We start from the raw sequence: 25,603 nt of genomic DNA, 5'->3' as shown, positions 1-25,603 counted from the left end.
GTGTCTACACCGATCATCAGGGCAGCTACCCGACGTACTCACACCGTTGCGCGGAAAGGCTCACTCAGTCGACCAGCGGGCGGACGTCCCAGAGCCACACCCCGCCGGTCAGCACCGGATCGATCCCGGTCAGCTCGGTCATCCCCCGGTGCAACGCGCCCGCCTGCTTCTGCCGGGGATCGAGCAGCACCGCCCCGGCCCGCCAGTACCGCAGGTCGTCCACGGCGGCCACCCGGTCCTGCGGCGTGATCGGCGGCACCGCGTCGGTGTTCCGGATCTCGGTGAAGAAGGTGCTGGTGGGGCGGGGCGGGGCGGTGAAGAGGGCGACCCGGCCGGCCCCGGGCCGGGTGTCGGGCGCGAGGAAGTAGCCCCGGGCGAGCGGCATCTCCAGCCGGGTCTCGGCGGACCAGCGCAGCGGGTCGGCGTAGTTGGTGTCGGGCAGCGGCAGGGTGACGATGCTGTGCCCGCCGGCCACGTACGGGCGCCAGGCCCCCGAGCGGACGAACTCCGGCGTCGGGTCGAGGCGTACCGAGGGGAGCGGCGTCGGCAGGATCGGCAGCAGGGCCATCGCCAGCACGGTGACCGTGACGAACCGGATCTGCGGCCGGGCTGCGGGGTTCCGTCGGGCCAGCCGCCGCGCCTGCTCCGCGCCGAGCGCGAGCAGCACCCCGACGATCGGGGTCAGCGCGAGCGACCAGCGGGTCGGCACCACCGAGTGCAGGATCGCCAGGTTCTCCAGCGGCGCCCACGGCCCGGGCACGCCGGTGTCCCGCCCGTCGAAGCGGATCTCCCGGCCCAGCGAGAAGACGGCGAAGAGCAGGCCGGCCCCGGCCAGGCCGAGCACGACGGCGTTGCGTCGCAGCCACCAGACCAGCGCGATCACCAGTACGGCCAGCGGCCACCCGAAGAAGGCGTTCTCCTCGGTGGCGTTCTTGGCCAACCGGGCGCTGCCGCGGGGGTCGCCCGCGACCGACTCGCCCGACCAGGCCACGAACGAGGCGAGATCGGTGCGGTAGCCGCGGATCAGCCGGGACAGTCCCTGGTACGCCCCCGGCCCGAAGAACTGCACGTACAGCGGGTACGCGAGCAGCGCCCCGGCGACGGCGGCGGCCACGCCGAGCCCGGCGGCGAACGGCCGGATGCCCCGCCGCAGCTCCGGACGGCCGAGCGCGAGCGCGCCGACGACGACGGCGAGGCCGATCGCGGTCATCAGCAGGATCTCCAGGTTGAGGAAGGCCTGCCAGACGATCACCAGTCCGAGCAGCACGCCGTTGCGCAGCCAGCGCCCGGGTTCGGCCAGCCGCAGGGTCCGCCAGACGATCAACGGCACCACGAACTGGGAGACGATGTTGGGGTGGGCGTTGGCGTGCGACACCATCGCCGGCGCGAAGGCGCAGAAGCCGGCCCCGAGCCAGGCCGGTCCCCGGGCCCCGATCAGCACCCGGGAAAGGACGAAGTACCAGGCCACAGCGGTGGCGATCATTCCCGCGGTGAGAAAGACCAGGAAAGCCGCACGCGGGCCGAGGAGAACGGTGACGGGCGTCATTGGGAGTGAAATGGATAATACGGACGTATTAGCCATCAGATTGACGCCGTCCGGGAAATTCATCCGGTCCGAGACGAACGGATAGGCGAAATCGGTCACCACCCGCGCTCCGTGCGCCATCATCCACTCGAACTGCGCCTGATCGGAGCGGTTGTCCCGCACCCCGTCGCCGGGATTCAGCCAGAACCGGGCGGTCACCCAGAAGGCGAGCAGCGCGAAGCTGAGCACGGCGGCAGCGTCGATCCACCGGCCCCGCCCGTCCCGTACGCCCCGGCCGGCCTCACCCGCAACGGTGCCGCCGTCCGATTCAGGAGTAGTCATAACAATTCGGAGCGTAGTCAGGGTATGGCAGGGCCGTGACATGTTTCGGGGTACTGGCGTACTATGTGCCGAGTTCGCCGACCGCCGATCACGTGCCCACTCCCGACCACATTTCGGCCACCCCCGGTGCCCCGATTCGCACACCGTCCATGCGGATGGTTGACTCTGTCGGTCCAGGCGCGGGTCAGTCATATCGTGAGGAATCGACGCATGGCAGAGATCACTGGGGATCAGCGCGTCCAGTCGGAGGTGCTCGAAGGACTGGCGACGGCGGTCAACCACCGCAGGTGGTTCGTCGAACTGGCGGTGCCCTACCTCGGTGACAACCCCATCGAGATCGGCAGCGGGCTGGGCGACTACGCCCTGGAGTGGTCCGAGCACCTGCCCCGGATCACCGCCACCGAGGCGGACCCGGACCGGCTCGTCCAGCTCAAGGAGCGGCTCGCCGAGCGCCCGAGCATCGAGGTCCGGCAGATGCTGCTGCCGCACTCGGAGCGCGGCGACTACAGCGCCGCCGTGTCGTACAACGTGCTGGAGCACATCGAGGACCACGTGGGCGCGCTGCGCAGCATGCGCGACCTGGTCCGGCCCGGCGGCGCCGTGGTGATCATCGTGCCGGCGTTCCAGTTCGCGATGAGCCCGGCGGACATCGCCACCGGCCACGTCCGGCGCTACACGAAGAAGACCCTGACCGCGGCCATGACCGAGGCGGGCCTGACGGTGGAGAAGATCCACTACGCGAACGCGCTCGGCCTGATCGGCTACTTCATGGCCACCAAGGTCTTCCGGCTGATGCCGAAGGAGGGCCCCATGGTCAAGGTCTACGACACCCTGGTCCTCCCGGCGACCAAGGCCGCCGAGCAGCGCATCCGCCCCCCGTTCGGCCAGTCCGTCTTCGCCGTAGCCCGCGTCCCCGCCTAACCCGCCCCCGCCCCCGCCTAACCCGCCCCCGCCCCCGCCCACTCCCGCGATCTTGCACTTTGGGCCCCGGATTCGCGGCTCATGTCCGCTTTGCCGGGGCCACCAGTGCAAGATCGCGGGACTTGGGGGCGCGGGTTAGTCCTTGAGCTGGTACGTGGGGCGGATTACGGCGCGGGCGAGGGTGTGGAAGGCGAGGTTGAAGCCGACGAAGGCGGGGCTGGCGTTCTTGCCGACGTCCAGGCGCTCGACGTCTACGGCGTGCACGGCGAAGACATACCGGTGCGGGCGGTCACCGGGCGGCGGGGCGGCGCCGCCGTAGCCGGTGTCGCCGTAGTCGTTGCGGATGCTGAAGGCGCCGCCGAGGTCGCTCTCCTTCACCCCGGTGGGCAGCTCGGTCACCGAGGCGGGTACGTCCACCAGCACCCAGTGCCAGAAGCCGCTGCCGGTCGGGGCGTCCGGGTCGAAGCAGGTCACCACGAAACTCTTCGTCCCGTCGGGGAAGCCCGACCAGGCGAGCTGCGGGGAGACGTTCTCGCCGCCGGCGCTGCCGTGCGCGTACCGCGCCTCCATCGGCTCGCCGTTGTGCACGTCGTCGCTGGTGAGGCTGAACGACGGCACCGTGGGCAGCAGCTCGTACGGGTCCGGGGCGATCGGTCGTTCCAGGGTCATCGAAACGGGTCCTTCCGGGTGCGCGTTTTTCCTGCGCCCCTTCATACCCCGTCGACGCGCCGCTTCGAACCGAAAGCGTGTCGTGTCCGGCCCCACGGCGTGAAACCATCGCGGGTAGCGGGCGGAGCGTCGCCGCCGCCCGGCTGACCGACGGACGGGTCCTCACCGACGGGACGTGCCGGTTCTGGTTCAGCGTGCCGGCCGGCCAGGACGGCTCCCGCCTGCTGGTCGTCGGGCGGGACGGCGGGGCATACACCGAGGCGGGCCTGAACGGCACGCTGGTGATGGTCCGTCTCGGCGGTTGACGCGGAGGGTGTGGGATTCGAACCCACGAAGGACATCGCTGCCCTTACCGGTTTTCAAGACCAGCGCCATCGGCCACTAGGCGAACCCTCCCGGGCCACGCCCCCCGCAGGGTACGCGACCGTGCCTAGTCTGCCACGGGCGCTCCGTCGGGCGAGCCGCCGTCCCACCATCACTGGCACGATGGCCGGATGTGGGAGACCCCGGCGGTGGTGCCGATCACCGGGATCATGGCGGCCGGCAAGTCCACTGTGGCCGAGCTGCTGGCCCGCCGGGTGCCCCGCTCGGTGCACCTGCGCGGCGACGTGTTCCGCCGGATGGTGGTGAACGGACGGGCGGAGATGACCGCGCAGCCGTCCGAGGAGGCGTGGCGGCAGCTCAGGCTCCGGTACGAGCTCGCCGCGACGGTGGCCGACCGCTACGCCGGGGCGGGCTTCACCGTCGTGCTCCAGGACGTGGTGCTCTGCGAGCCGTGAGCTTACTCATGCTCACTGACTCGCAACGGTACGGCGACTGGCCGGTGGCGGACCTGGATGCCGGGTTCCGGTCCGACACCCCGCGGATCGGGCTCTGGCTGGACACCTCGGACCAGACGCCGGAGCGGACGGTGGCGGAGATTCTGGCCCGGGCGTGGACGGACGGCCGGATCGGGTAAGACTGGGCCATGCGCGCGATCACGATTCCGGAACCCGGCGGACCCGAGGCACTCGTCTGGGCGGAGGTGCCGGATCCGGAGCCCGGCCCGGGCGAGGTGATCGTCGACGTGCGGGCGAGCGCGGTGAACCGGGCGGACCTGTTGCAGCGGCAGGGGCACTATCCGCCACCGCCGGGGGCGCCCGCGTACCCCGGCTTGGAGTGTTCCGGGGTGATCGGCGCGATCGGTCCCGAGGTGACCGGCTGGACGGTGGGCCAGGAAGTCTGCGCGCTGCTGGCCGGCGGCGGGTACGCCCAGCGGGTGGCCGTGCCGGCCGGGCAGCTGCTGCCGGTGCCGGCCGGCGTCGACCTGGTCGACGCGGCGGCCCTGCCCGAGGTGGCCTGCACGGTCTGGTCGAACGTCGTCGCGCTGGCCCGGCTCACGAAGGGTGAGACGCTGCTCGTGCACGGCGGCGGCAGCGGGATCGGCACCTTCGCCATCCAGCTCGGCGCGGCCCTCGGGGCGATCGTGGTGGTGACCGCGCGGGCGGCCAAGCACGAACGGCTGCGCGAGCTGGGCGCCGCGCACACGATCGACTACCGCGAGCAGGACTTCGTCGAGGAGGTCCGTCGGGTGACCGACGGCCGGGGCGCGGACGTGATCCTCGACATCATCGGCGCCGCCTACCTGCCGCGGAACGTGGCGGCGCTGGCGACCGGCGGTCGTCTGGTGGTGATCGGCATGCAGGGTGGCCGCAAGGGCGAGCTGGACCTGGGCGCGCTGCTGGCCAAGCGGGCCTCGGTGGCAGCGACGGCGCTGCGCTCCCGCCCGCTGGCCGAGAAGGCGGAGATCGTCCGGGGGGTCCGCGAGCAGGTGTGGCCGCTGGTGGAGTCCGGGGCGATCCGCGCGATCGTGGACCGCCGGCTGCCGATGGCCGACGCGGCCGAGGCGCACCGCCTGGTGGAGACCAGCGACCACCTGGGCAAGGTGCTGCTCGTCGGCTGACCGCTCACTCGGACGCGGCGTCGGCGCCGGGGCGGGCCAGCATCAGCCGGGCACCCGGGCCCTCCGCGGCCAGCGCGTCCTCCGGGTTGTAGAGCGTGCAGCGCTGCAGCGACAGGCAGCCGCAGCCGATGCAGCCGTCCAGGTCGTCGCGGAGCTTGCCGAGCAGCCGGATCTTCTCGTCCAGCCGGTCCCGCCAGGCCCGGGAGAGGGCGGCCCAGTCGTCCGGCGTCGGGGTACGCGACGACGGCAGCGAGTCCAGCGCCTCCCGGATCTCCTCCAGCGAGACGCCCACCTGCTGGGAGATCCGGACGAACGCCACCCGGCGCAGCTCGGTGCGGGCGTACCGGCGCTGGTTGCCGCCGGTGCGCTCGGCCCGGATCAGGCCGAGCCGCTCGTAGTAGCGCAGCGCCGAAGGGGCGACCCCGCTGCGGGCGGAGAGTTGCCCGATGGTGAGTGATTCGTGCATCACACGACCTTGAGTTGAAGTGAGCTTCAGGTCGCAGGCTAGCCGCATGACGACGACGACCGCCACCGACCCCGTCACGCTCGGGGCGCTGCTGGACCGGATCCGGGCCGGCCGCGAGTTCGGTGCCAACGTGTACTCGACGCTGGACGTGCTCCAGGTGCTCTACGACCGGGTGCTGCGGATCACCCCGGCGACGATCGACGACCCGGACCGGGACCGCTTCCTGCTCTCCAAGGGACACGCGGTGGCCGGCTACTACGCGCTGCTCGCCGCGAAGGGGTTCATCCCGGTGGAGTGGCTGGACGACCAGGGCGGCCCGGAGAGCCGGCTCGGCGACCACCCGGACCGGCTGCTGGTGCCCGGGGTGGAGATCGGCTCCGGGTCGCTCGGCCACGGGCTGGGCCTCGGCGTGGGCACCGCGCTGGGCCTGCGGGCGCAGGGCCGGCTCGACCCCCGGGTGTACGTGCTGCTGGGCGACGCCGAGCTGGACGAGGGCTCCAACCACGAGGCGATCGCGTACGCCGGGGCGACCGGGCTGGCGGGGCTGACCGCGATCGTCGTCGACAACCGCTCGGCGAGCCACGGCTGGCCGGGCGGCGCGGCGAGCCGGTTCACCGTCAACGGGTGGACCGCCGCGACCGTCGACGGGCGCGACCACGAGGCCCTGCACACCGCCCTCACCGGGCACGACAACCACCGGCCGCACGTCGTCGTCGCGGTCGTCGCAGAAGAGGAGTGAGATCGTGCGCGACACCTTCGTGACCAGCGCCACCGCACTGCTGGACGACCCCCGGACCACGATCGTGCTGGCCGACATCTCGGCCGCCGCGTTCGCCCCGGCCGCCCTGCGCCACCCCGATCGGGTGCTCAACGTCGGGATCCGGGAGCAGCTGATGGTGGGTGTGGCGGGCGGGCTGGCGCTGACCGGGCAGCGCCCAATCGTGCACAGCTACGCCCCCTTCCTCGTCGAGCGGGCGTACGAGCAGATCAAGCTCGACCTCGACCACCAGGGCGTCGGGGCGGTGCTGGTCAGCGTCGGCGCGTCCTACGACCGCGCGGCGGCCGGCCGTACCCATCTGGGCTCGGCGGACGTGGCCCTGATCGACACGCTGCGCGACTGGACGGTGCACGTCCCCGGCCACCGGGACGAGGTGCCCGGGCTGCTCCGGGACGTGGTGTGCGGGCAGGACTCGGCGTATCTGCGGCTCTCCACCCAGAGCAACGCCCGCGCGTACCCGGACGCGGGTGACCTTCGGGTGCTGCGCGACGCCGGTCCGGGCGCCCCGCTGCTGGTCGCGGTCGGGCCGCTGCTCGACGCGGCGCTGGCCGCCGTGGAAGGGCTGCCGGTCACCGTGGCGTACACGCACCGGCCGCGACCGTTCGACACCGCGGGTCTGCGGGCGCTGGCCGGCGCCGAGGTGATCCTGGTCGAGCCCTACCTGGCCGGCACGTCCGCCCGGGTGGTCGGCGCCGCGCTGGCCGACCGGCCGCACCGGCTGCTCACCCTCGGCGTGGGCCGCGAGGACCTGCGCCGCTACGGCTCGGCCGAGGACCACAGTCGCTGGCACGGCCTGGACGCCGCCGGCCTGCGCCGGTCGGTCGGCGAATTCCTCGCCGCGGTGCCGGCGCCGGCCTGATCGGCCGGAGCGGGCCGGCGGAGGGTGGCGGAAACAGAGGGACCCCGCGCCTGGGTCGAGCCGGGGCGACGGGGTCCTGCGGTGGTTCGTGCGGGCGGGGGCCCGAGGTCAGCGCCGGGCCGTCCCGGCCGGGCGGCGGCGGGCGCGCTCCCGGGCCAGGATCCAGATCGCCTCGACGCCGTCCTTCCAGGTGATCTTCTTGCCCTCCTCGCGGCCGCGGGCGCGGTAGCTGATCGGCACCTCGTACGGGCGGATCCGCTGACGCAGCAGCTTGCCGGTGACCTCCGCCTCCATGCCGAAGCCGCGGGAGCGGATCTGGAGCGAGCGGTAGAGCTCGACCGGCATCAGCTTGAAGCAGGTCTCCAGGTCACCGATGTAGGAGTTGTAGAGCACGTTGGCGGCCAGGGTGACGCCCTTGTTGCCCACCACGTACCAGAAGCTGTAGGAGCTGTGGCTGCCGAACGTCCGATTGCCGTAGACGACGGTGGCCCGGCCGTCGAGGACCGGCTCCAGCAGACGCGGAATGTCCTGCGGGTCGTACTCGAGGTCGGCGTCGAGGATGACCATGTACTCACCCTCGGCGTTGTCGACGGCCGTCTTGATGGCCGCGCCCTTGCCGGCGTTGCGCTGGTGGGTGATCACCCGCAGCCGCGCGTCGTCCACTCGACCGAGGACCTCCGAGGTGCCGTCTCGGCTGCCGTCATCGACGACGACGAGCTCGATCTCACACGGGTAGTCGACCGCCAATGCCTGCTTGAGGGCATCCGCGATTCGTTCTTCCTCGTTGTAGACCGGCATGAGGATCGAGAGCTTCACGGGAGATCTCCACGGTGGGGACAGCAAATCGGCCCTAGCGTAGCCTGGCTCTTCGTCGCGGTGCAGCCCGCCACCTCCCCATCGGGCCGGGGGCGCCGGGCGGTCCGACCTCGATGATTTCCGGTGGAGCGTTCGGAACCGCCCTGCTCAGGGCGCGACGCGGTGAAGCGTGGAAGCGGTCGGCGGTGCCCGTCGAGCGGCGCCGCCGGCCCGAAGCGCACCACTCGGCCCTGCGGTGCCGGCCGTCCGGTCAGCCGCGACCGGCCCCGGGTATCGACCCGGACCGCCGCCCGCCCGATCTGTCGGAAGAGTTCCCTTCCGCACCGGGGCGCAAGCTCTCCGAGACGCATTCACATCTCTCCATCGGCCGGTTACCTTCCGGTAACTCAATCGACATCCCACGATTGAGCCGAAAGGAGTGCGTCGATGCTTGGTACCCCGGCCAGGCGCGTACGGACGACTCGACGGCATGCCCTGGCCGTCCTGTCCGCCGCCGCCCTCGCCCTGCCGATGCTCGTCGGACCGGCCTCCCCCGCGGCCGCCGCCGACCGTCCCGCCGTCCAGCCGCTCCCGACCGCCCTCGAGACCGTCCGCGCCGCCGAGTCCACCGCGCTCTACGGCTCCCCCGACATCCGCCCGCTGGAGCAACGCCGCACCGCCCTGGTGACCATGGGCGACAGCGAGATCTCCGGTGAGGGGGTGGGCGACTACGTTCCCGGCACCCACCAGGACGGCAACTGGTGCGACCGCTCGTACGACCAGGCCGTGTTCCGTACCGGCATCCCGGCCGACGAGAGGTACAACCTGGGCTGCTCCGGCGCCACCCCGTGGAACCTGTCGCCGGCAGGCCGACCCAGCACAACGAGCTGAACCAGGGTGACTACCTGGCGATCAAGGCCCGCAACACGCACGTCAAGCTGATCTGGGTGGTCGCCGGGGCCAACGGCGACGGCACCATCCAGTTCGGACCCGTCGCCACCGACTGTGCGATCCGTCGCGTCTTCTTCCAGGGCGCGTGCTACCCGACGTACACCGACCAGTGGACGATCCGCACCGACGGCAGCCGGCGTGCGGTCGAGGAGGCGATCACCTCGATCCGGCGGACCATGACCGGGGCCGGCTACCTGCGCTCGGACTACGAACTGGTGCTGATGTCGTACCCGAGCCCGGGCAGCCCGGACGTGGAGGACAACCCGGACTTCCCCGGCTGGTACGCCGGCGGCTGCCTGCTCTACCTGCCCGACGCCGCGTTCGCCCGGAACAAGGCGGTGCCGCTCTTCGAGTCGGCCCTGCGCGCGGCGGCGGCGAACACCGGCACCCGCTACCTCGACGCCAGCCGGCTCTTCCACGGCCACGAGGTGTGCACCGACAACACCTCGGTCCGCGGCCTCTACATCGAGGTCGACATCTGGGACGAGAATGCCGCCCGGCAGTCGTTCCACCCCAACTACCGCGGGCACGGCATGTTCGCCCAGTGCATCACCCGGTTCTGGAACTCCGGGCAGGAGAAGGCGACCTGCGTCGACCCGGCCAGCACCGGCCAGGGCGTGCTCCACCCGGGGCTGCTGGAGTTCAAGCAGCTCCGCAACGCGGCCACCGGCACCTGCGTGGACGGCAAGGGCTACGACTCGCGCAACGGCACCGTCCAGCAGTCGCATGCCTGCCACGGCGGCCGTAACCAGGGCTTCTGGTACGACCCGACCCGGCAGTCGCTGCACTCGGAGCTCTCCCACGACCGCTGCCTGGACGTCTCCGGCGGGTCGCTGACCTCCGGCACGGCGGTCAACATCTACGACTGCCACGGCGGGCCCAACCAGCAGTTCGTCTTCGCCGGCCGCCAGCTCAAGCCGGCCGGCGCGACCAACCTCTGCGTGGCGTTCGACAACCCGTGGCTGGGCACCCCACGGCTGCGGCTGGCCAGCTGCTCCACCAGCACCCGCCAGCAGTGGTCCTTCGAATCGCAGTCGTTCGCCAACCCGGTGGGTTACGGCCACGACGACTTCATCGGCTCCCGGGTCTACTGACCGACAACCGGGTCCCCTTGCGCGGAGGGGACCCGGTCCGCCGTCAGTTCTGCTTGACCGGGACCACGACCAGCCGGGCCACGCCGCCGTCGCCGTCCTTGACGCCGGCCACGCCGACCGTGGTGCCGACCTTGACGTCCGTGGACCGGATCGTGGTACGCCGCTCGACCACCCGGAGGTCGTCGCCGAAGGTCCAGGTCATGGTGAAGCCGTCGATCGACTTGACGGTCATGGACTTCGCGTCGATCGCGGTCACCTGGCCGCGCTGGACGGCGACGGTCTTCGTACCGCCGTCCCTGGTCTGGACCACGACCTCGCCGTGCAGGGTGTTCTTGCGCAGCAGCACCCGGGCCCGGTGCCGCTTGCGCCACTCCTGGCCGCGATCACCGCGCTTGTCCTTCGGACCGGCCGAGGTGGACGGCTCCGGCTCGGCGGAGGACGACGCGGGCGCGGCGACCGGGTCCACGTCCAGGTCGGCGGCGTCGAAGCCCATCGCGGCGAGCGCCTGACCGTCCGCGCCCATGGCGGCGGCGACCTCGACCGCCGTCTCCTTGGCCGAATCCTGGGCCAGCTGGGCCGGGCCACAGCCGGCGAGGCCGAGCGCGGCCGCCGCGAGCAGGGCGGTGACGCCGGTGACGATTCCCTGACGTGCCATCAGTGTTCCTCTCGTCCGTGGAGCATCAGCGTCCCGCGTTCCGGCGAGCGGACCGTCAGCCCGGTGTACGGGTCAGGTAAGGATCTCCGGGCAGCCGGACGGTGAAGGCCGCCCCGCCCTCCGGCGCGTGGCCGGCGGCGATGTCGCCGCCGAGCCGGCGGACCAGCCCGGCGGCGAGCGCCAGCCCGAGCCCGCTGCCCACCTTGCGCACCCCCCGGTACCGCTGGTGCAGCGCGCCGCGCTCGAAGGCCACCGCCAGGTCGTCGTCGGTGAAGCCGGGTCCGCCGTCGCGGACCTCGACGATCCCGCCGGCGGCCGGGTCCGCGCCGGCCGGCCGGGCCGCGAGCACCACCGGCGCCCCCGGCGGTACGACCCGCAGCGCGTTCTCCAGCAGGCCGTCGAGCACCTGCCGGATCCGCCCCGGATCGGTGTACGCCGGCACCGGCCCGGGCGGCACCTCCAGCCGGAACGTCACCCCGAGCGCGGCGCACCGGTCGGACCAGGTCCGTTCCGCCTCGGCGGCCAACCGGGCCAGGTCGACCGGGACCGGTTCGAGCGGGAAGTCGGCGGCCTCCAGCCGGGCCAGCGACAGCAGGTCGCTGACCAGCCGGTCCAGGTGCTCGGCCTCGGCGAGCATGGTCCGGCCGGTGTCGGGCACCCCGTCCGCGTCGATCACCCCGTCGGCGAGCGCCTCGGCGTAACCGCGGATCGCGGTCAACGGGGTGCGCAGCTCGTGCGAGACCGAGAGCAGGAACTCGCGTTGCCGCCCCTCGCTGGTGGCCAGCGCGGCGGCCAGGCCGTTCAGCGCGTACGCCAGGTCGGCCACCTCGTCCGGCGGCTCGACCGGTACGCGTACCGCCCGGTCCCCGGCGCGCAGCCGGGCGGCGGGGGTGGCCGCGGTCCGGATCGGCCGGGCCAGTCGGCGGGCGAGCAGCAGCCCGGCCGCCACCCCGGCGGCGAGCCCGGCCAGCAGCGGGAGCCAGAGGCTGCGCAGCACCTGCCGCCACGGCCCGCTGCTGGTGGCCCGGGTCAGCACGACGCCGTCGCCGCCGGGCAGCGCCCGCCCCTCGACCAGGGCCCGCTCGCCGTTCACCAGCCGCCGCCCGGAGAGGTCCTTGCCGGTCGCCACCCGGGTCACCACCTGCCGGGGCAGGCCGGGGCGGTCCACCTGACCGGCGCGGACGACGTACACGTCGATGTCCTGCTGGCGGAGCTGGCGGATCAGCCGGTCCCCGGCGTTGTCCCGCTGCCGGGCGGGGCGGACCCGCAGCACGTCGGCGGCGAGGCGGGCCTGGGCGGCGAGGGCCGCCTGGTCGCGCCGCTCCGCGCCGCGTACCGCGAGGGGGACCGCGACCAGCGCGGTCACCAGCACCGACACCAGCGCGACCGCGCAGGTGACCAGCACCGCGCGGGTGGTCAGGGTGCCGGCGAACCGCGGGCGCGGGGGCGTCGGCGCGGTACCCGGCCCGATCACCGGCAGGGCGACGGTCGGCTGGTGCGGTCGGCCCGGCCCCGGGGCAGGCTGCGGGCCGACCGGTCGCTGCGGGTGGGTCGGTGGCGGGCCGGCGGGATCAGGCATCGGCCGCGTACCCGACGCCGCGGTGGGTGCGGATCACGCTGGCCGGGCCGAGCTTGGCGCGGACCTGCGCCACGTGCACGTCCACGGTCCGGGTGCCGGCGTGCGCGGCGTACCCCCAGACACCGGCGAGCAGTTCCTCCCGGGTGAACACCCGGCCCGGCCGGGCCATCAGGTGGGCGAGCAGGTCGAACTCGGTGGAGGTGAGCTGGACCGGGGTGCCGGCGGCGGTGACCGTCCGGCGGGCCGGGTCGAGGACGACCGGGCCGACCACCCGGGGCTGCTCCGCCCCGGCCGGCGCCCCCGCCGATCGGCGCAGCACCGCCCGGACCCGGGCGACCAGCTCGCGCGGGCTGAACGGCTTGGTCACGTAGTCGTCCGCGCCCAGTTCCAGGCCGACGATCCGGTCGACCTCGTCGTCCCGGGCGGTGAGGAAGATGACCGGGGTCCAGTCGCCGGCCTCGCGGAGCCGCCGGCAGACCTCCGTCCCGGCCAGGCCGGGCAGCGCGATGTCCAGCACGCACGCCACCGGGCGCAGCCGCCGCGCGGCGGCGAGGCCCCCGACGCCGTCCCGTTCCAGATGTACGCCGAACCCGTCCCGGGTCAGGTAGAGCCGGACCAGGTCGGCGATGGCCGGCTCGTCCTCCACCACGAGGACGAGCCCACGCTGCGCGGTGTCGGCGGTCACCGGCCCATGATTACCGACCGGCGGGCGTCCGGGACGTCCGGGGAACGTTCGGGTTCGGTAAGGACCCGGTCAGCGCACCGGCGCCGGGCGGAACGCGGCCGGCCGGGCGGCGAGCGGCGGCTCGCCGATGGTGGCGACCAGTCGCTCCGCGGGCGTCCGCAGGCGGGTACGGAAGGCGTGGTTGAGCAGCGCGTCGAGCTGCCAGACCTGCTTCGGGTGATGGGTCCGGATGAGGAACCGCTCGCGGGCCCCGTCGATCGCCGTGGCGGCCAGCTCGACGCTGTGCAGGCGCGGGTCCGGGCTCCAGGTGACGTTGCTCAGCTCGCGCAGCTCGGTGTTGAGGTGGAGCCGCAGCCGGTGCAGCACCCGGGTCTGCTGGGTGACCACCAGGCGGCGGTGGGTGAGGAGCATCAGGTAGTCGCCGCCGACCGGGTGGTCGGGGCGGCTGCACCGGGTGACCAGGATGGTGGCGTCGCCGGAGCCCACGCACCGGCGGAAGATCGGCATGTGCCGGCTGACCGTCTGGGTCGCCAGACCGGTCTCGGCGGCGGCCGGAAGGAACGTTCGGGAGAAGACGTCCATGCAATGTGCAACGACGGCTGACCAAGCGTGACATGGGTCACAGCAAATTTCTGGAACTTCCATCCGTGCAAATCGCACGTGGTGTCCGACATCGGGACCGCCGCCGGCCGGGGCGGCACCGGCCAGGGTCAGACCGGCAGGTCGGCGAAGAGCTCGCCGAGCCAGCCGGGGACGGCCGACGCGTACTCGGCGCGGGCCGGGTCGGTGGACCGCAACGCGCGCCGCCAGGAGAGCGACCGGCTCACCGTGGCCACCCGCATCGCCAGGCCCGCCACCTCGCGCAGCGTCGCCCGGTCGTGCCGGTCGGTCCACGCCTCCAGGTACGCGTCCCGAAGCCGGATCAGCGCCGGATCACCCGGGGCCAGTTCGCCGGCGTACGCCACCGAGCGCAGGGTGACCAGCAGGGTGCCGAAGGGGTGGGCGACCGAGGCGTCCCCCCAGTCGAAGAAGCGGTACCCGTCGTCGCCGACGAAGACGTTCCCGTCGTGCAGGTCGTCGTGCTGGACGGTGGCCGGCACGTCCACCTCGGCCAGTCGACGGCACACCGCCGCGAACTCCGGCCGGTACGCGCGCAGCCGCTGGTGCAGCTCCGGGATGAGGCCGTCCGGCTCGCCGAGGAGCAGCGCCTCCTCGTCGTCCAGCAGCCGGTCGAACAGCTCGGGCATCAGCTCCGGCCGCTGGTCCGGCACGCCCCGGTCCAGCAGTCGCCGCGCGTGCGGGGCGACCGCGACCTGGAGTTCCGCGTACGCGGGCAACACCCGTGCCCAGTGCGTGACGTCCTGCTTCCCGGCCAGCGTGTCGCGCAGGCTCGGGCCCCCGTCGGGCAGCAGCGACCAGCCCCGCTCGACGTCCACGGCGATCGGGTCGAGCACCGCACCGGGGCAGAGCCGGGGCAGCTCGGCCAGCAGCGCGGCCTCGTACCGGGTGCCGGGGTTGTTGGCCTTGAACCAGAACAGACCGGCGTCGGTGGGCACCTGCCACACCAGCGACCAGGGCCGGACCCGGGACTCGACCGGGCCGGTCACCCGGTGACCGTGGGCGGCCACCGCGTCACCGACCCAGGCGAGCGCGTCGGCGCGCCACGGGTCGGTCGACCAGTCGCTGGCATCGGTGCGGGTCATCGTCACGTCCCGCAGAGTAGGGGTCGACCGGCCCTGCGGCGAGGCCATTTCCGGGCCGGTCAACCCGGGCCCGGGTGGGGACCGGTCAGAGGAGCTCGACGATGGTGGCGTTGGCCATGCCGCCACCCTCGCACATGGTCTGCAGGCCGTAGCGGATGCCGTTGTCCCGCATGTGCTGGAGCATGGTCGTCATGATCCGGGCGCCGGACGCGCCGAGCGGGTGACCGAGGGCGATCGCCCCGCCCCGCGGGTTGAGCCGCTCCGGGTCCGCCTCGGTCTCCGCCAGCCAGGCCAGCGGCACCGGGGCGAACGCCTCGTTCACCTCGTACACCCCGATCTCCTCGATGCCCAGCCCCGCGCGGCGCAGCGCCTTCGCGGTGGCCGGGATGGGGGCGGTGAGCATGGCGACCGGGTCGTCGGCGGCGACCACGGCGGTGTGCACCCGGGCCAGCGGGCGCAGCCCGTGCCGGCTGGCCCACTCGCTGGTGGTGACGGCGAGCGCCGCGGCACCGTCGGAGATCTGGGACGCGGACCCGGCGGTGACCACGCCGTCGGCCCGGAACGGGGTGGTCAGCTCGCCGAGCTTGGCCAGCGAGGTCTCCCGGCGGATGCCCTCGTCGGCGGCGAACTTCCCGCCGTCGGCGAGCGCCACCGGGGCCAACTCCGGGTCGAACGCGCCCGCGTCCTGCGCGGCGGCCGCCTTCTCGTGGCTGGCCAGCGCGAACTCGTCGAGCTGGGTGCGGGAGAAGCGCCAGCGCTCGGCGATCAACTCGGCGCCGACGCCCTGGTTGAACGGGAGCGGGGAGTCCTGGGCGACGCCCTCGACGCCCCGGTAGCGCTCCAGGATCTGGCCGCTGAACGGCACCCCGCCGGCCACGCTGGAACCCATCGGCACCCGGGTCATCGACTCCACACCACCGGCGACCACCAGGTCGGCCTGACCGGACAGGACGGTGGCGGCGGCGAAGTGCAGCGCCTGCTGGCTCGACCCGCACTGCCGGTCGACCGTGGTGCCGGGCACCGACTCCGGCCAGCCCGCGGCGAGCACCGCGTTGCGGGCGACGTTCCACGACTGCTCGCCGACCTGCGAGACACAGCCCCACACCACGTCGTCGACCTGGCCGGGCTCGATGCCGGTCCGCTCGGCGAGGGCGCGCAGCACGTGCGCCGAGAGGTCGACCGGGTGGACACCGGCGAGGCTGCCCTTGCGCCGGCCGACCGGGGTCCGTACCGCGCCGACGATGACTGCGTCACTCATGTTTACTCCCCGGTAACCTGGCTGCTCCCGATCCTACGTCGTCACCGGCCGGCCGTCCGCCCCCGGTTCCGTGGCGGCAGCGGGCCGACATCCCGGGCGGCTGGCATGCTGGGGCCGTGCGGTCACAGTCCTTCCCCGTCCACCAGTGGCGGGTGCCGGTGGTCCTGCCGGTGGCCAAGCTGGTCGGCGCGGTCGTCGTGCTCGGGCTCGGGCTGCTCTTCGCCGGTGACGACCGGGTCCAGCCGGTGCTGGCCGGACTGGCCGCCGCCGGGCTGGCCGGCTGGGGGCTGCGCGACCTGGTGGCACCGGTCCGGCTGGCCGCGGACTCCGACGGGATCACCGTCGCTCAGGGCTTCGCCGGGCACCGTCGACTGTCCTGGCCGGAGGTCGAGGCGATCAGGGTGGATCGGCGTACCCGCCGCGGGCTCACCGCCGAGACGCTGGAGATCGACGCGGGCGAGTCGCTGCACCTCTTCGGCCGGTACGACCTCGACGCGCCGCCGGCCGAGGTGGCCGAGGCGCTCCGGGCGGCGCGGGCCGCCGGCCGGCGCGGCTGAGCGGCGGGTCAGCCGCCGGGCAGCATCCCGGTGCGGACCAGGGCCAGGCCGAGCAGCGCCACCAGGATGATCGCGCCGCCCGCGACCTGGAAGACGGTCCGCCGCATCCGCGGGGCGTACGCCAGGACCAGCGCCATCAGCGCGCCGGTGACCAGCCCGCCCAGGTGGCCGGCGATGGAGATGCCCGGCACGGTGAACGTGAAGACCAGGTTGATCACCAGGATCGGCAGGATCGCCGAGGTGTCCCGGCCCAGCCGCCGCATGATCACGAAGATCGCGGCGAAGAGGCCGAAGATGGCCGTCGACGCGCCGACCGCGGTGCTGTTGGGCGCGCTGAAGAGATAGACCGCCACGTTTCCGCCGAGCCCGGCGATCAGGTAGAGCGCCAGGAAGCGCAGCGGACCGAGCGCCGCCTCCAGCGTCCGGCCGAGCACCCAGAGCGCCCACATGTTGAGCAGCAGGTGCACCACGCCGTAGTGCAGGAACATCGCGGTGACCAGCCGGTACCACTGCCCCTCGGCGATGCCGCCGATCGTGCCATCGGGGAGGATCGCCTGCCCCAGCACCGCCCCCCAGTCGGTCAGCGGGGTGCCGCCGCCCATCAGGCCGCCGAAGCCGGAGCCGCCGGCCGCCGCGTCCCCGCCCCGGTCCGAGGCGATGGAGAGCAGCATGACCAGCACGTTCAGCGCGATCAGTGTCTTCGTCACGTAGCCGTGACGGCCGGCGGCACCGCCACCGAAGGCGGTACGCGCCGGCCGCACGCTGCGACGTCCCTCGCTGACGCACTCCGGGCACTGGTGCCCGACCGACGCCTCCCGCATGCACTCCGGACAGATCGGCCGGTCGCACCGGCTGCACCGGACGTACGTCTCCCGGTCGGGGTGGCGGTAGCAGACCGGGGTGGTCGGCACCGGCCCGCCGGTCCCGTCACCCGCCTGCCCGGAGCGCTGAGTCATGCAGGCAAAGGTACCCGGGTGGTGCTCAGGACGGCTTGCGCTCGATCTCGACGCGCTCGATGACCACGTCCTGCAGCGGCCGGTCGCTCGGGCCGGTCGGGGTGTTCGCGATCGAGTCCACGACCTTCGCCGACTGCTCGTCCGCCACCTGACCGAAGATGGTGTGCCGGTTGTTCAGGTGCGGCGTCGGCGAGACCGTGAGGAAGAACTGCGAGCCGTTGGTGCCCGGCCCGGCGTTCGCCATCGCGAGCAGGTACGGCCGGTCGAAGCGCAGCTCCGGGTGGAACTCGTCGGCGAACGTGTAGCCCGGGCCACCGCGACCGGTGCCGGTCGGGTCACCCATCTGGACCATGAAACCGCTGATCACGCGGTGCGAGATGGTGCCGTCGTAGTACGGCCCGCTGCCCGGCTGGCCGGTACGCGGATCGGTGTACTCACGGTTGCCCTCGGCCAGGTCGACGAAGTTGCGGACGGTCTTCGGCGCGTGGTTCGGGAAGAGCTCCAGCCGGATCGGGCCAGCGTTGGTGTGCAAGGTGGCGTAGACAGCCTCGGCCACGGGTACTCCTCACTCGTTGGTCAGTTCCATGCGGATCCTCCCATGTGCCCGATCTGGCAGTGCGGAGGCATCCGAAGGTGGAGGATGACGGAGGAACAACTCCCAGGAGGTGGGACCGTGTTTGGAATCGGGCGACGAAAGACCCAGGGGCAGCTGGCCAAGGCCGAGCTGAACCAGGGCATCGGTCACCTGAGGCAGGCTGCCACGTACGCGGCGAAGGGTGCCGGCGCCACGGTCGGCCCGCGGGTCCAGGCAGCCCGGGGTGCCGTCGCGCCCACCGCGGTCATCGTGCGGGACCGCGCGTCGAGTGGTCTCGCCTCGACGGTCGCGGCGCTCGCGCCGCTGGTCCTGGCCGTGCGCAACGCGCAGGCCGAGACGGCGGGGAAGGCCGTCGCCGGCAGGAGGGCCGCCGCCGCCAAGCAGGTCGCGGTGAGCAAGAAGGTGAAGGCGAAGAACATGAAGGCCGCGAAGAAGAAGCAGAAGAAGTCCCGGGGCGGCATGATGACCGGGCTGTTGGCCGCCGGCACCGTCGCCGGCCTGGCCGGCGCGATGGCCATGCGCCGCCGCCGGGAGCAGCAGGAGTGGGCCGAGTACGACCCGACCGGCAAGCTGGACCCGATGCGGGAGGACGTGGACACCATCGTGGTGGAGACCCCGGACCCCAGCGCCAAGGTGACCGACGCCTCGGCGACGGGCGCCGGCAGCTCGACGGTGGCGAAGGGCGAGAGCGCCTCCACCACCACCCCCGGCCCCCCGCCGGTGATCCAGCCGACCGACCAGGTCCCCTCGGTCGCCGAGGGCGCCCGGGACGTCTCCGGCCGGCCCGCCGACGACGTCACCAAGGCCATTAACAACGGGAAGAACACCGCCAAGACCAGCGGTCGCCGCTGACCGCGGGGTCACGGAAAGCGCCGGCGCGCGGGATCACCCCGCGTGGCCGGCGCTTCCGCTTGCCGGCCGCCGGCCGTCAGAGCCAGCCGTTGCGGCGGAACAACCGGTACAGCGTGAACGACGACGCCAGCATCAGCGCCCAGACCCCCGGATAGCCGTACGTCCATCCCAGCTCGGGCATGTACTTGAAGTTCATGCCGTAGATGCCGGCGATCGCGGTCCACACCGCGCCGATCGCGGCCCACGCGGCGATCTTGCGCATGTCGTTGTTCTGGTCGACGGTGACCTGGGCCAGCCGCGCCTGGAGGATCGAGTTGAGCAGGTCGTCGTAGGAGTTCACCTGCTCGACCGTGCGGCTGAGGTGGTCCTGCACGTCCCGGAAGTAGCGCCGCACCTCCTGCGGCACCTCCCGGTTGACCTGGGAGGTGAGGGTGAGCAGCGGACGCTGCAACGGCATCACCGCCCGCTTGAACTCCACCAGCTCCCGCTTCATCTGGTAGATCCGCTGGATCCGCCCGGTGCCCTGCCCGTCGAAGACGTCCGCCTCCAGCACGTCCAGGTCGTCCTCGAGCTGGTCGGCCACCTCCAGGTAGAGGTCCACCACCCGGTCGGTGATCGCGTACGCGACCGCCCACGGCCCGTGCAGCAGCAGGTCCCGCTTCGCCTCCAGGTCGGCCCGGACCGGGGCGAGCCGGCAGGCGTCGCCGTGCCGGACGCTGATCAGGAAGTTCGGCCCGATGAAGAGCATCACCTGACCGGTCTCGACCACCTCTGAGTTCTCGGTCAGCTCGGTGTGCTCGCAGTACCGGGCGGTCCGCAGCACCAGGAAGGTGACCTCGCCGAAGCGCTCCAGCTTGGGGCGCTGCTGGGCCTTGACCGCGTCCTCGACCGCCAGCTCGTGCAGCCCGAAGGTGGCGGCGATGGCCGTCATCTCGTCCAGTTCGGGCTCGTGCAGCCCCAGCCAGACGAACCCGTGCCGCTCCCGGCGGGCCGCCGCCAGGGCGTCGGCGTAGTTCCACTCGCCGGGCTGCCGCTCGCCGTCGACGTAGAGGCCGCAGTCCACGATCCCGCTGCGGCCGGGTCCGGCCGGTTCGGCGGTACGGGGGGAGCCGTCGGCGTTGAGCATGCGGGTCATCGCGCGTACCGGCGCGGCCCAGGCGCGCGGCCTGAGCACCCGGCCGCCGTTCTGCGCCGTCGGTCGGCCACGCTCGATCGGGTCGGTCATCCCTCGCCCCCTCCCACCGGTGCTGCTGCGGCTTGCAGGTTACGCCGCCGTCGGCGATCCGCCGCACGGTGAAGGGCCGCCCAGGCGGGCCGGGGCCGACGGACTGCGATCCGGCTCACGGCGCACCCGGCCGCCGCGTCCGGTTCGGGGCGCGGCGCGACCCGGTGACCGACCGGCGTGGGTGGGGCGCCGGGTGGGCCGGCCGCGTCAGGGGGGTGAGGGGCGACACGGCCCACCCGGCACCTTTGGGGGCGGGAGTTGTGCTGCGCGCGTCGGCGGCCCGGGCGGGGCGGGGGTGCCGCTTCCCGGACGTCGGACCGACCACCCGAAGAGGTGAACGACGCTCGCAGCATTGTGGGCCGCCGGCCGGCCCAGGGCGAGACCCGAGCCCGCCGGTATTCCCCAACTGTCGGGAACCCGACAGAAAATCAGGCGCGAACGGCTTCCATCGCCTCCGCCAGCCGGCGCACACCCTCGTCGATCCGGTCCACGGTCACCGCGGAGAAGGCCAGCCGCAGCGCGTGCCGGCCACCGTCGAGCACGAAGTCGCTCCCCTTCACCACCGCCACGCCCCGCTCGGCCGCGGCCGGCCCCAACCGGTCCACCTCGACGTCCTCCGGCAGCTCCACCCAGAGGAAGTAGCCGCCGTCCGGCTCGACGAACCGGGCCTCGGGGATGTGCCGGCGCAGCGACTCGGCGAGCACTTGGGCCCGCTCGCCGAGCGCGGTCGACACCTTCCCGATCGAGCGCTCGATGTCCCCGGAGACGCAGAACTGGTGCACGATCGCCTCGGAGATCATGCCGGGCGAGATGTAGAGGCTGGTCGCCTTCTTCGCGATGGCGGCGATCAACTCGGCCGGCCCGATCAGGTAGCCGACCCGGACGCCCGGGCAGACCGTCTTCGTGAAGCTGGAGGCGTGCACCACCACCCCGCGGCTGTCCATGGAGAGCATCGACGGCAGCGGCTCGCCCCGGAACCGGATGTCCGCGTACGGGTCGTCCTCGAAGATCGTGAACCCGTACTCGGCGGCCAGGTCGAGCAGCTCCCGGCGCTTCTCCAGGGACAGCGTCACGCCGGCCGGATTCTGGTAGTTCGGGATGACGTGCGCCAGCCGCGGCCGCACCCCGGACTCAAGCAGCTTGCGCAGCTCGGCGGTGTCCAGGCCGTCCGGCTGGATCGTCACGCCGTGGATCTCCCCGCCCATCTGCTGCAGGTTGAGCAGCGTCCGGTCGTACGTCGGACGCTCGACCACCACCGCGTCGCCCCGCCGGACCAGGTGGTCGAAGAGGAAGGCGTCGGCCTGCAACGAGCCGTTGGTGATCAGCACCTGGTCGGCCTCGACGCCGTGCTTCTCCGCGATCCACTTGCGCAGGGGCGGGTAACCGACGGAGGTGCCGTACGCCGTGATCCCGGCGGGGTCGGCGTCGAAGGCGCGGACGGCGGCGGCCTTGAGCCCCTCGACATCGACGATGTCCAGTGAGGGAGCGCCACGGGCGAAGGAGATCAGCTGCTCGGCGGTCATGCGCACGAGCCTAGGGCCTGGTCCGGCCGGTCCGACCGCCATACACGCGAAGTTCAGTATGCGGGCAGTCGAGCCGTCCACCTGGGTCGACGGAGATCCGAAACCGGCTCGCGAGCTGTCGCCCATCGGACCGTACGCTGGCTCCGATCGCAGGGCGGCCGGAGCATTGCAGGTCGCTGTCGGACCAGGACGAGGTGGTGGGCGCGTGACCCAGGACGGAACCGGTCAGCTCGACGACCAGGCCTTCGCGGAATGGCTGGCCGAGCGGGCGGGCGAGACGCTGACCCCGCTGCGGGCCCAGCGCGGCTTCGCGGACCCGGCCGCCCTCAAGGACGCCGGTGACCGGGCCTCGCACGAGTTGATGACGACCGCGCTGGCGCGGTGGCGACCCGCGGACGCGGTCCTCTCCGAGGAGGAGGCCGACGCCCGGCGGGCCTGGACGGCCGGGGAGGGGCCGGCCCGGCTCAGCGCCGACCGGGTCTGGATCATCGACCCGCTGGACGGCACCCGGGAGTTCTCCGAGGCCGGCCGGACCGACTGGGCGGTGCACGTCGCCCTCTGGCAGCGGTCGGCGGGCCCGGACGGCGGGCTGGTCGCCGGGGCGGTCGGCATGCCGGCGCGGACCACCCTGGACGGTGGGCCGCTGGTCCTCGGCAATCGCTGCCCGACCCCGCCGGCGGTGGACGCTCCGCCGCGCATCGCGGTGAGCCGGAGCCGGCCGCCGGCCTTCGTCGGTGAACTCGTCGACCTGCTCGACGCCCGCGCCGTGCCGATGGGCTCCGCCGGGGTCAAGGTCTGCGCGGTGGTGACCGGCGAGGTCGACGCGTACGTCCACGCGGGCGGCCAGTACGAGTGGGACTCCGCCGCCCCGGTCGCCGTGGCGCTCGGCGCCGGGATGCACGCGTCCCGGATCGACGGCTCGCCGCTGCGCTACAACCGGGCCGACCCGCGCCTGCCCGACCTGCTGGTCTGCCGGCCCGAACTCGCCGAACGGCTGCTCGACGCGATCGCCCGTACCGGGGTCGAGATGCCCGCTTCGACCGTCACCGGCAGTGCCGGTAAGGCGTTCGGCTGAGTGTCACGGTACCCATGGCCCAGGTGACCGGGGGATAGTGTCGGGCGGGAAGCATCTCCGACCTATCGCCCCGTGACGGGCCGCCGCCAGCCAGGGAGGGTCATGCCGGCCGAGCGAGACCAGCACAGCGTCGTCGGATCGTCCCAGCCGACCGGCCTCTGGCCGGGCCAGGACATCCCCCGCCAGCAGGGCGACCGGGCCCTGCCGTGGCCGGACTCCGGTGGCCCGGCACGGCCGCACGGCACCCGGTCGGCGCTGCCCTGGCCCGGTGCCGGGGAACCGGCCGGCCACCCCGTCGCCACCGACGTCCGCCCCGAGCAGGCGTGGCCGGACACCGACCACCCGGACCAGGCCGGTCCGGAGCCGCGGTGGGCGGACCCCGGATACCCGCCGGTGGAGACCGCCGCGGACCCCGCGTGGCCGGGCGACACCGGGTCCGTCCCGCCGGTGGCGGGCGGTCCGGATCAGCGGTCGCCCGGTGCGGCGCCGCCCCCCGCCCCGCCCGGCTTCCCCCGCCGTCGCTGGCGGTTGGCCGTCGCGGCGGCCGTGACCCTCGCCCTGGCGAGCGGCGGCGTGGCCGTGGCGACGTTGCGCGAGCCGGACCGGTCGCCGCAGGCGGGCCCGAACCAACCGAGTCCCGCACCGACCGGGGCACCCGCGACCGGGAGTGCCGCGCCCTCGGCCACCCCGAGCGGGGTGGCCGGGCTCGGCGGCCGACCGGCCAGCGCCTCGCCGTCCTCCTCGGCCGCCGGGCGCGGCCCGGCCTTCGCCGGCACCCGCCTGACCCTGCCGGGCGCGTCGATCGCGGTACAGAGTGGCGAGACGTTCGGCCAGGCACTCTCCCGGTCCGACCGGACCTTCGGCAGGCTCCGGATGGCCCGGGTCTTCTACCCCGGGCTCCCGCCGGCCTGGAACGGCAGCCGGGCCGACGTCGTCGACCGGACGGTCGTGGTCTCCTTCAAGGCCGCCCCCCAGGAGGTCAACAGCGGGAAGTACGACTCCCGGCTGGCGTCCTGGTTCGCCTCGATCCCCCGCGACCACAACGTGTACTGGTCGTACTTCCACGAGCCGGAGGACGACGTCGAGCGGGGCGCCTTCACGCCGGCCGCCTACAAGGCAGCCTGGCGCCGGATCGCCGGGCTGGCCGACCGGGCGGACAACCCGAAGCTGATCAACACGATCATCCTGATGTGCTGGACGCTCGACCCCAAGTCCGGGCGGAACTTCGACGCCTTCTACCCCGGCGGCGACCTGGTCGAGACGCTCGGCTGGGACTGTTACAACTGGGGCGCGAAGTGGAAGCGGTACGCGTCCCCGCAGGAGATCTACGGCCGAATGATCAGCAAGTCCCGGGAGCTGGGCAAGCCCTGGGGCGTGGCGGAGACCGGCAGTGACCTGGTGCCCGGCGACTCCGGCACGGGGCGGGCCACGTGGATCCGGTCCATGGCCGGCTACCTCAACGGCCAGCGGCCGGAGTTCGTGGCGTACTACAACCAGGTGGTCAGCCAGGGCGACTTCCGCCTGCGGGACTCGCCGAGCATCCAGGCGTGGCGGTCGTTCTGCGTGGCCTGAGCCGGCAGCGACGAAAACGGGCGGGTGACCGGTTGGTCACCCGCCCGTCGCGTTCCGCTCAGATGCCCCGGCCGCGCTTGTGCAGCGTGCGCAGCACCCGGTCGGCGTGCACCGCCCGGGTCGCCACCGCCAGCGCCAGGTAGGCGCGCGGCTCCTTCGGGTTGCGGGCCAGCGTGCGCCGCGCCCACCGGACGGCGTCCCGCCGGTTGCCCATCGCGGCCTGCGCGAAGGCGATCTGGCCGGCCACCCGGGCCTCGCCGTGCGGCACGGTGGCGAACTCGGGATAGCGCTGCAGCAGCCACTGCAACGCCGTCGAGATCGTCTCCCACCGCTGCGCGAAGTACGACCGCTTGTGCCACCGGACCAGCACGTACGGACTGTCCACGTTGACCAGCGGGGCGTACCGGGCGGCCCGGAGCAGGAACTCGTAGTCCTCCGCGTAGCTGCCCGGGATCTGCTCGTCGACCAGGCCGATCCCGTCGAGCAGGGCGGCCCGCCGGATCAGGAAGGTCGACGGGTGCAGCTCGGTGAGCCGGTCGCGCAGCAGCGCCTCCAGCGACACCCGGGGCCGGTCCAGCGACCGGTCCACCGTCCGGTCGTCGTAGCTGACCCGGATGCCGCAGCTCACCAGCGCCCCGTCGGGGTGGACGTCGAGCGCGCCGAGCTGGGCGGCGAGCTTCCCCGGCAGCCACTCGTCGTCGTCGTCGCAGAACGCGACCAGGTCGCCGGTGGCCGCCTCGATCCCGGTGTTCCGCGCGCCGGCCAGCCCGGGCGTACGGGTGTTGGTGATGACCCGCACCCGACGGTCGCCCCGGTCCATCTCCAGCGACCGGTCCGGCTCGGACTGGTCGTAGACCACGACCGCCTCGATCGGGCCCGGGTGCGCCTGGCTGAGGATCGCGTCGAGTGCCGCGCGCAGCAGCTCGGGACGGTCCCGCGTCGGCACGACGACGGAAATGCTCGGACCGGTCACTGTGCCTCCACTGTTCGCGACTGCGGGGCTCGCAAGCCCGGCTCACTCCTCGC

At 73.2% G+C, this 25,603-nt stretch carries 28 protein-coding genes and 1 tRNA gene; 13 read left to right on the top strand and 16 right to left on the bottom strand.

All coding sequences use genetic code 11. From position 1 onward, the window contains the following. Nucleotides 1-64: 64 nt before the first annotated feature. Nucleotides 65-1,867 (bottom strand): hypothetical protein, encoded by a 1,803-nt coding sequence (locus ACFOYX_RS32240; RefSeq protein WP_322442586.1) that lies wholly within the window; start codon nucleotides 1,865-1,867, stop codon nucleotides 65-67. A 210-nt stretch (nucleotides 1,868-2,077) separates the two neighbouring features. Here ACFOYX_RS32240 and ACFOYX_RS32235 point away from each other — a divergent pair, with 210 nt between their 5' ends. Next, nucleotides 2,078-2,788: a class I SAM-dependent methyltransferase gene (locus ACFOYX_RS32235; RefSeq protein ID WP_322442587.1), complete on the top strand. Its 711-nt coding sequence runs from the start codon at nucleotides 2,078-2,080 to the stop codon at nucleotides 2,786-2,788. Nucleotides 2,789-2,923: 135 nt separating this feature from the next. On the opposite strand, the gene ACFOYX_RS32230 is transcribed toward ACFOYX_RS32235, so the two are convergent. Then, a complete protein-coding gene (locus ACFOYX_RS32230) occupies nucleotides 2,924-3,457 on the bottom strand; it encodes a YbhB/YbcL family Raf kinase inhibitor-like protein (RefSeq protein WP_238454739.1) in 534 nt (177 codons plus the stop codon). Between the two features lie 77 nt (nucleotides 3,458-3,534). On the opposite strand from ACFOYX_RS32230, the gene ACFOYX_RS32225 reads away from it, so the two are divergent. Beyond that, entirely contained in the window at nucleotides 3,535-3,762 is a 228-nt protein-coding gene (locus ACFOYX_RS32225) for a hypothetical protein (protein WP_322442588.1), read from the top strand. A gap of 2 nt (nucleotides 3,763-3,764) precedes the next feature. Here the strand turns inward: ACFOYX_RS32225 and ACFOYX_RS32220 are convergent. Continuing rightward, nucleotides 3,765-3,853: transfer RNA gene (locus tag ACFOYX_RS32220), tRNA-Ser, on the bottom strand. A 98-nt stretch (nucleotides 3,854-3,951) separates the two neighbouring features. Between ACFOYX_RS32220 and ACFOYX_RS32215 the strand changes: the two genes are divergently transcribed. Genes ACFOYX_RS32215 through ACFOYX_RS32205 form a run of 3 tightly spaced genes read left to right on the top strand, consistent with a single transcriptional unit; the run spans nucleotide 3,952 to nucleotide 5,399 of the window. After that, a complete protein-coding gene (locus tag ACFOYX_RS32215) occupies nucleotides 3,952-4,236 on the top strand; it encodes an AAA family ATPase (RefSeq protein WP_322442589.1) in 285 nt (94 codons plus the stop codon). Between the two features lie 8 nt (nucleotides 4,237-4,244). Next, nucleotides 4,245-4,415, top strand: coding sequence for a hypothetical protein (locus tag ACFOYX_RS32210; RefSeq protein ID WP_322442590.1), 171 nt, complete (start codon nucleotides 4,245-4,247; stop codon nucleotides 4,413-4,415). A 9-nt stretch (nucleotides 4,416-4,424) separates the two neighbouring features. Continuing rightward, on the top strand, nucleotides 4,425-5,399 hold the full coding sequence (locus ACFOYX_RS32205) for an NAD(P)H-quinone oxidoreductase (protein WP_322442591.1): 975 nt from the start codon (nucleotides 4,425-4,427) through the stop codon (nucleotides 5,397-5,399). Between the two features lie 4 nt (nucleotides 5,400-5,403). Here ACFOYX_RS32205 and soxR read toward each other — a convergent pair whose 3' ends face one another. After that, nucleotides 5,404-5,865: a redox-sensitive transcriptional activator SoxR gene (gene soxR / locus ACFOYX_RS32200; RefSeq protein ID WP_322442592.1), complete on the bottom strand. Its 462-nt coding sequence runs from the start codon at nucleotides 5,863-5,865 to the stop codon at nucleotides 5,404-5,406. A 46-nt stretch (nucleotides 5,866-5,911) separates the two neighbouring features. Between soxR and ACFOYX_RS32195 the strand changes: the two genes are divergently transcribed. Both ACFOYX_RS32195 and ACFOYX_RS32190 read left to right on the top strand, forming a co-directional pair. Further along, nucleotides 5,912-6,604 carry a transketolase gene (locus ACFOYX_RS32195; RefSeq protein ID WP_238454737.1) on the top strand — a complete coding sequence of 231 codons (693 nt, stop codon included), beginning with the start codon at nucleotides 5,912-5,914 and terminating at the stop codon, nucleotides 6,602-6,604. Between the two features lie 4 nt (nucleotides 6,605-6,608). Next, on the top strand, nucleotides 6,609-7,502 hold the full coding sequence (locus tag ACFOYX_RS32190) for a transketolase (protein WP_322442593.1): 894 nt from the start codon (nucleotides 6,609-6,611) through the stop codon (nucleotides 7,500-7,502). Nucleotides 7,503-7,610: 108 nt separating this feature from the next. On the opposite strand, the gene ACFOYX_RS32185 is transcribed toward ACFOYX_RS32190, so the two are convergent. Beyond that, nucleotides 7,611-8,318 carry a glycosyltransferase family 2 protein gene (locus ACFOYX_RS32185; RefSeq protein WP_109805239.1) on the bottom strand — a complete coding sequence of 236 codons (708 nt, stop codon included), beginning with the start codon at nucleotides 8,316-8,318 and terminating at the stop codon, nucleotides 7,611-7,613. 426 nt (nucleotides 8,319-8,744) lie between these two features. Here ACFOYX_RS32185 and ACFOYX_RS32180 point away from each other — a divergent pair, with 426 nt between their 5' ends. Beyond that, nucleotides 8,745-9,188, top strand: coding sequence for a hypothetical protein (locus tag ACFOYX_RS32180; RefSeq protein WP_322442594.1), 444 nt, complete (start codon nucleotides 8,745-8,747; stop codon nucleotides 9,186-9,188). Next, nucleotides 9,146-10,342, top strand: coding sequence for a ricin-type beta-trefoil lectin domain protein (locus ACFOYX_RS32175; RefSeq protein WP_322442595.1), 1,197 nt, complete (start codon nucleotides 9,146-9,148; stop codon nucleotides 10,340-10,342). Before ACFOYX_RS32180 ends, ACFOYX_RS32175 begins: the two co-directional genes overlap by 43 nt. Before the next feature lie 43 nt (nucleotides 10,343-10,385). On the opposite strand, the gene ACFOYX_RS32170 is transcribed toward ACFOYX_RS32175, so the two are convergent. From ACFOYX_RS32170 to ACFOYX_RS32145, 6 genes are all read right to left on the bottom strand, one after another. Continuing rightward, complete coding sequence (locus tag ACFOYX_RS32170; RefSeq protein ID WP_322442596.1) at nucleotides 10,386-10,997, bottom strand: hypothetical protein; 612 nt, start codon at nucleotides 10,995-10,997, stop codon at nucleotides 10,386-10,388. Between the two features lie 55 nt (nucleotides 10,998-11,052). After that, nucleotides 11,053-12,576: a HAMP domain-containing sensor histidine kinase gene (locus tag ACFOYX_RS32165; protein ID WP_322442597.1), complete on the bottom strand. Its 1,524-nt coding sequence runs from the start codon at nucleotides 12,574-12,576 to the stop codon at nucleotides 11,053-11,055. Then, complete coding sequence (locus ACFOYX_RS32160) at nucleotides 12,569-13,261, bottom strand: response regulator transcription factor (RefSeq protein WP_322442598.1); 693 nt, start codon at nucleotides 13,259-13,261, stop codon at nucleotides 12,569-12,571. The genes ACFOYX_RS32165 and ACFOYX_RS32160 overlap by 8 nt, the downstream gene beginning before the upstream one ends. Before the next feature lie 69 nt (nucleotides 13,262-13,330). Next, nucleotides 13,331-13,843 carry a hypothetical protein gene (locus tag ACFOYX_RS32155; protein WP_109805235.1) on the bottom strand — a complete coding sequence of 171 codons (513 nt, stop codon included), beginning with the start codon at nucleotides 13,841-13,843 and terminating at the stop codon, nucleotides 13,331-13,333. 128 nt (nucleotides 13,844-13,971) lie between these two features. Then, the gene (locus tag ACFOYX_RS32150; protein WP_322442640.1) at nucleotides 13,972-14,964 is read right to left on the bottom strand and encodes a phosphotransferase; all 993 of its coding nucleotides are present in this window, start codon (nucleotides 14,962-14,964) and stop codon (nucleotides 13,972-13,974) included. An 85-nt stretch (nucleotides 14,965-15,049) separates the two neighbouring features. Next, entirely contained in the window at nucleotides 15,050-16,222 is a 1,173-nt protein-coding gene (locus ACFOYX_RS32145; RefSeq protein WP_322442599.1) for an acetyl-CoA C-acyltransferase, read from the bottom strand. Between the two features lie 116 nt (nucleotides 16,223-16,338). Between ACFOYX_RS32145 and ACFOYX_RS32140 the strand changes: the two genes are divergently transcribed. Beyond that, nucleotides 16,339-16,779 carry a PH domain-containing protein gene (locus ACFOYX_RS32140; protein WP_322442600.1) on the top strand — a complete coding sequence of 147 codons (441 nt, stop codon included), beginning with the start codon at nucleotides 16,339-16,341 and terminating at the stop codon, nucleotides 16,777-16,779. An 8-nt stretch (nucleotides 16,780-16,787) separates the two neighbouring features. Here the strand turns inward: ACFOYX_RS32140 and ACFOYX_RS32135 are convergent, their stop codons facing one another. After that, nucleotides 16,788-17,735: a rhomboid family intramembrane serine protease gene (locus ACFOYX_RS32135; protein WP_109805233.1), complete on the bottom strand. Its 948-nt coding sequence runs from the start codon at nucleotides 17,733-17,735 to the stop codon at nucleotides 16,788-16,790. 25 nt (nucleotides 17,736-17,760) lie between these two features. After that, nucleotides 17,761-18,291 (bottom strand): peptidylprolyl isomerase, encoded by a 531-nt coding sequence (locus ACFOYX_RS32130; protein ID WP_322442601.1) that lies wholly within the window; start codon nucleotides 18,289-18,291, stop codon nucleotides 17,761-17,763. Nucleotides 18,292-18,375: 84 nt separating this feature from the next. Here ACFOYX_RS32130 and ACFOYX_RS32125 point away from each other — a divergent pair, with 84 nt between their 5' ends. Then, complete coding sequence (locus ACFOYX_RS32125) at nucleotides 18,376-19,182, top strand: hypothetical protein (protein ID WP_322442602.1); 807 nt, start codon at nucleotides 18,376-18,378, stop codon at nucleotides 19,180-19,182. A 76-nt stretch (nucleotides 19,183-19,258) separates the two neighbouring features. On the opposite strand, the gene corA is transcribed toward ACFOYX_RS32125, so the two are convergent. Both corA and ACFOYX_RS32115 read right to left on the bottom strand, forming a co-directional pair. Further along, nucleotides 19,259-20,317 carry a magnesium/cobalt transporter CorA gene (gene corA, locus ACFOYX_RS32120; RefSeq protein ID WP_377534680.1) on the bottom strand — a complete coding sequence of 353 codons (1,059 nt, stop codon included), beginning with the start codon at nucleotides 20,315-20,317 and terminating at the stop codon, nucleotides 19,259-19,261. A gap of 518 nt (nucleotides 20,318-20,835) precedes the next feature. After that, on the bottom strand, nucleotides 20,836-21,930 hold the full coding sequence (locus ACFOYX_RS32115; RefSeq protein WP_322442604.1) for a PLP-dependent aminotransferase family protein: 1,095 nt from the start codon (nucleotides 21,928-21,930) through the stop codon (nucleotides 20,836-20,838). 205 nt (nucleotides 21,931-22,135) lie between these two features. Here ACFOYX_RS32115 and ACFOYX_RS32110 point away from each other — a divergent pair, with 205 nt between their 5' ends. Both ACFOYX_RS32110 and ACFOYX_RS32105 read left to right on the top strand, forming a co-directional pair. Beyond that, nucleotides 22,136-23,005, top strand: coding sequence for a 3'(2'),5'-bisphosphate nucleotidase CysQ (locus tag ACFOYX_RS32110; protein ID WP_322442605.1), 870 nt, complete (start codon nucleotides 22,136-22,138; stop codon nucleotides 23,003-23,005). Between the two features lie 102 nt (nucleotides 23,006-23,107). After that, nucleotides 23,108-24,577 (top strand): hypothetical protein, encoded by a 1,470-nt coding sequence (locus tag ACFOYX_RS32105; RefSeq protein WP_322442606.1) that lies wholly within the window; start codon nucleotides 23,108-23,110, stop codon nucleotides 24,575-24,577. Nucleotides 24,578-24,635: 58 nt separating this feature from the next. Here ACFOYX_RS32105 and ACFOYX_RS32100 read toward each other — a convergent pair whose 3' ends face one another. Continuing rightward, nucleotides 24,636-25,550 carry a glycosyltransferase family 2 protein gene (locus ACFOYX_RS32100; RefSeq protein ID WP_109799800.1) on the bottom strand — a complete coding sequence of 305 codons (915 nt, stop codon included), beginning with the start codon at nucleotides 25,548-25,550 and terminating at the stop codon, nucleotides 24,636-24,638. Nucleotides 25,551-25,603 lie beyond the last annotated feature (53 nt).

It is taken from the genome of Micromonospora sp. GCM10011541 (assembly GCF_042650725.1).
Taxonomy (GTDB): Bacteria; Actinomycetota; Actinomycetes; order Mycobacteriales; family Micromonosporaceae; genus Micromonospora; species Micromonospora sicca.
Note: the sequence above shows the minus strand (reverse complement) of the source record. Positions and strands in the feature narration are given on the sequence as shown.

Coding starts and splice junctions, on each gene's coding strand:
- ACFOYX_RS32235 (WP_322442587.1), top strand. CDS start 2,078: ATGGCAGAGATCACTGGGGATCAGCGCGTCCAGTCGGAGGTGCTCGAA.
- soxR (WP_322442592.1), bottom strand. CDS start 5,865: ATGCACGAATCACTCACCATCGGGCAACTCTCCGCCCGCAGCGGGGTC.
- ACFOYX_RS32115 (WP_322442604.1), bottom strand. CDS start 21,930: ATGACCGCCGAGCAGCTGATCTCCTTCGCCCGTGGCGCTCCCTCACTG.
- ACFOYX_RS32145 (WP_322442599.1), bottom strand. CDS start 16,222: ATGAGTGACGCAGTCATCGTCGGCGCGGTACGGACCCCGGTCGGCCGG.
- ACFOYX_RS32170 (WP_322442596.1), bottom strand. CDS start 10,997: ATGGCACGTCAGGGAATCGTCACCGGCGTCACCGCCCTGCTCGCGGCG.
- ACFOYX_RS32165 (WP_322442597.1), bottom strand. CDS start 12,576: ATGCCTGATCCCGCCGGCCCGCCACCGACCCACCCGCAGCGACCGGTC.
- ACFOYX_RS32240 (WP_322442586.1), bottom strand. CDS start 1,867: ATGACTACTCCTGAATCGGACGGCGGCACCGTTGCGGGTGAGGCCGGC.
- ACFOYX_RS32180 (WP_322442594.1), top strand. CDS start 8,745: ATGCTTGGTACCCCGGCCAGGCGCGTACGGACGACTCGACGGCATGCC.
- ACFOYX_RS32155 (WP_109805235.1), bottom strand. CDS start 13,843: ATGGACGTCTTCTCCCGAACGTTCCTTCCGGCCGCCGCCGAGACCGGT.
- ACFOYX_RS32210 (WP_322442590.1), top strand. CDS start 4,245: ATGCTCACTGACTCGCAACGGTACGGCGACTGGCCGGTGGCGGACCTG.
- ACFOYX_RS32205 (WP_322442591.1), top strand. CDS start 4,425: ATGCGCGCGATCACGATTCCGGAACCCGGCGGACCCGAGGCACTCGTC.
- ACFOYX_RS32135 (WP_109805233.1), bottom strand. CDS start 17,735: ATGACTCAGCGCTCCGGGCAGGCGGGTGACGGGACCGGCGGGCCGGTG.
- ACFOYX_RS32215 (WP_322442589.1), top strand. CDS start 3,952: ATGTGGGAGACCCCGGCGGTGGTGCCGATCACCGGGATCATGGCGGCC.
- corA (WP_377534680.1), bottom strand. CDS start 20,317: ATGACCCGCATGCTCAACGCCGACGGCTCCCCCCGTACCGCCGAACCG.
- ACFOYX_RS32230 (WP_238454739.1), bottom strand. CDS start 3,457: ATGACCCTGGAACGACCGATCGCCCCGGACCCGTACGAGCTGCTGCCC.
- ACFOYX_RS32195 (WP_238454737.1), top strand. CDS start 5,912: ATGACGACGACGACCGCCACCGACCCCGTCACGCTCGGGGCGCTGCTG.
- ACFOYX_RS32150 (WP_322442640.1), bottom strand. CDS start 14,964: ATGACCCGCACCGATGCCAGCGACTGGTCGACCGACCCGTGGCGCGCC.
- ACFOYX_RS32125 (WP_322442602.1), top strand. CDS start 18,376: ATGACGGAGGAACAACTCCCAGGAGGTGGGACCGTGTTTGGAATCGGG.
- ACFOYX_RS32105 (WP_322442606.1), top strand. CDS start 23,108: ATGCCGGCCGAGCGAGACCAGCACAGCGTCGTCGGATCGTCCCAGCCG.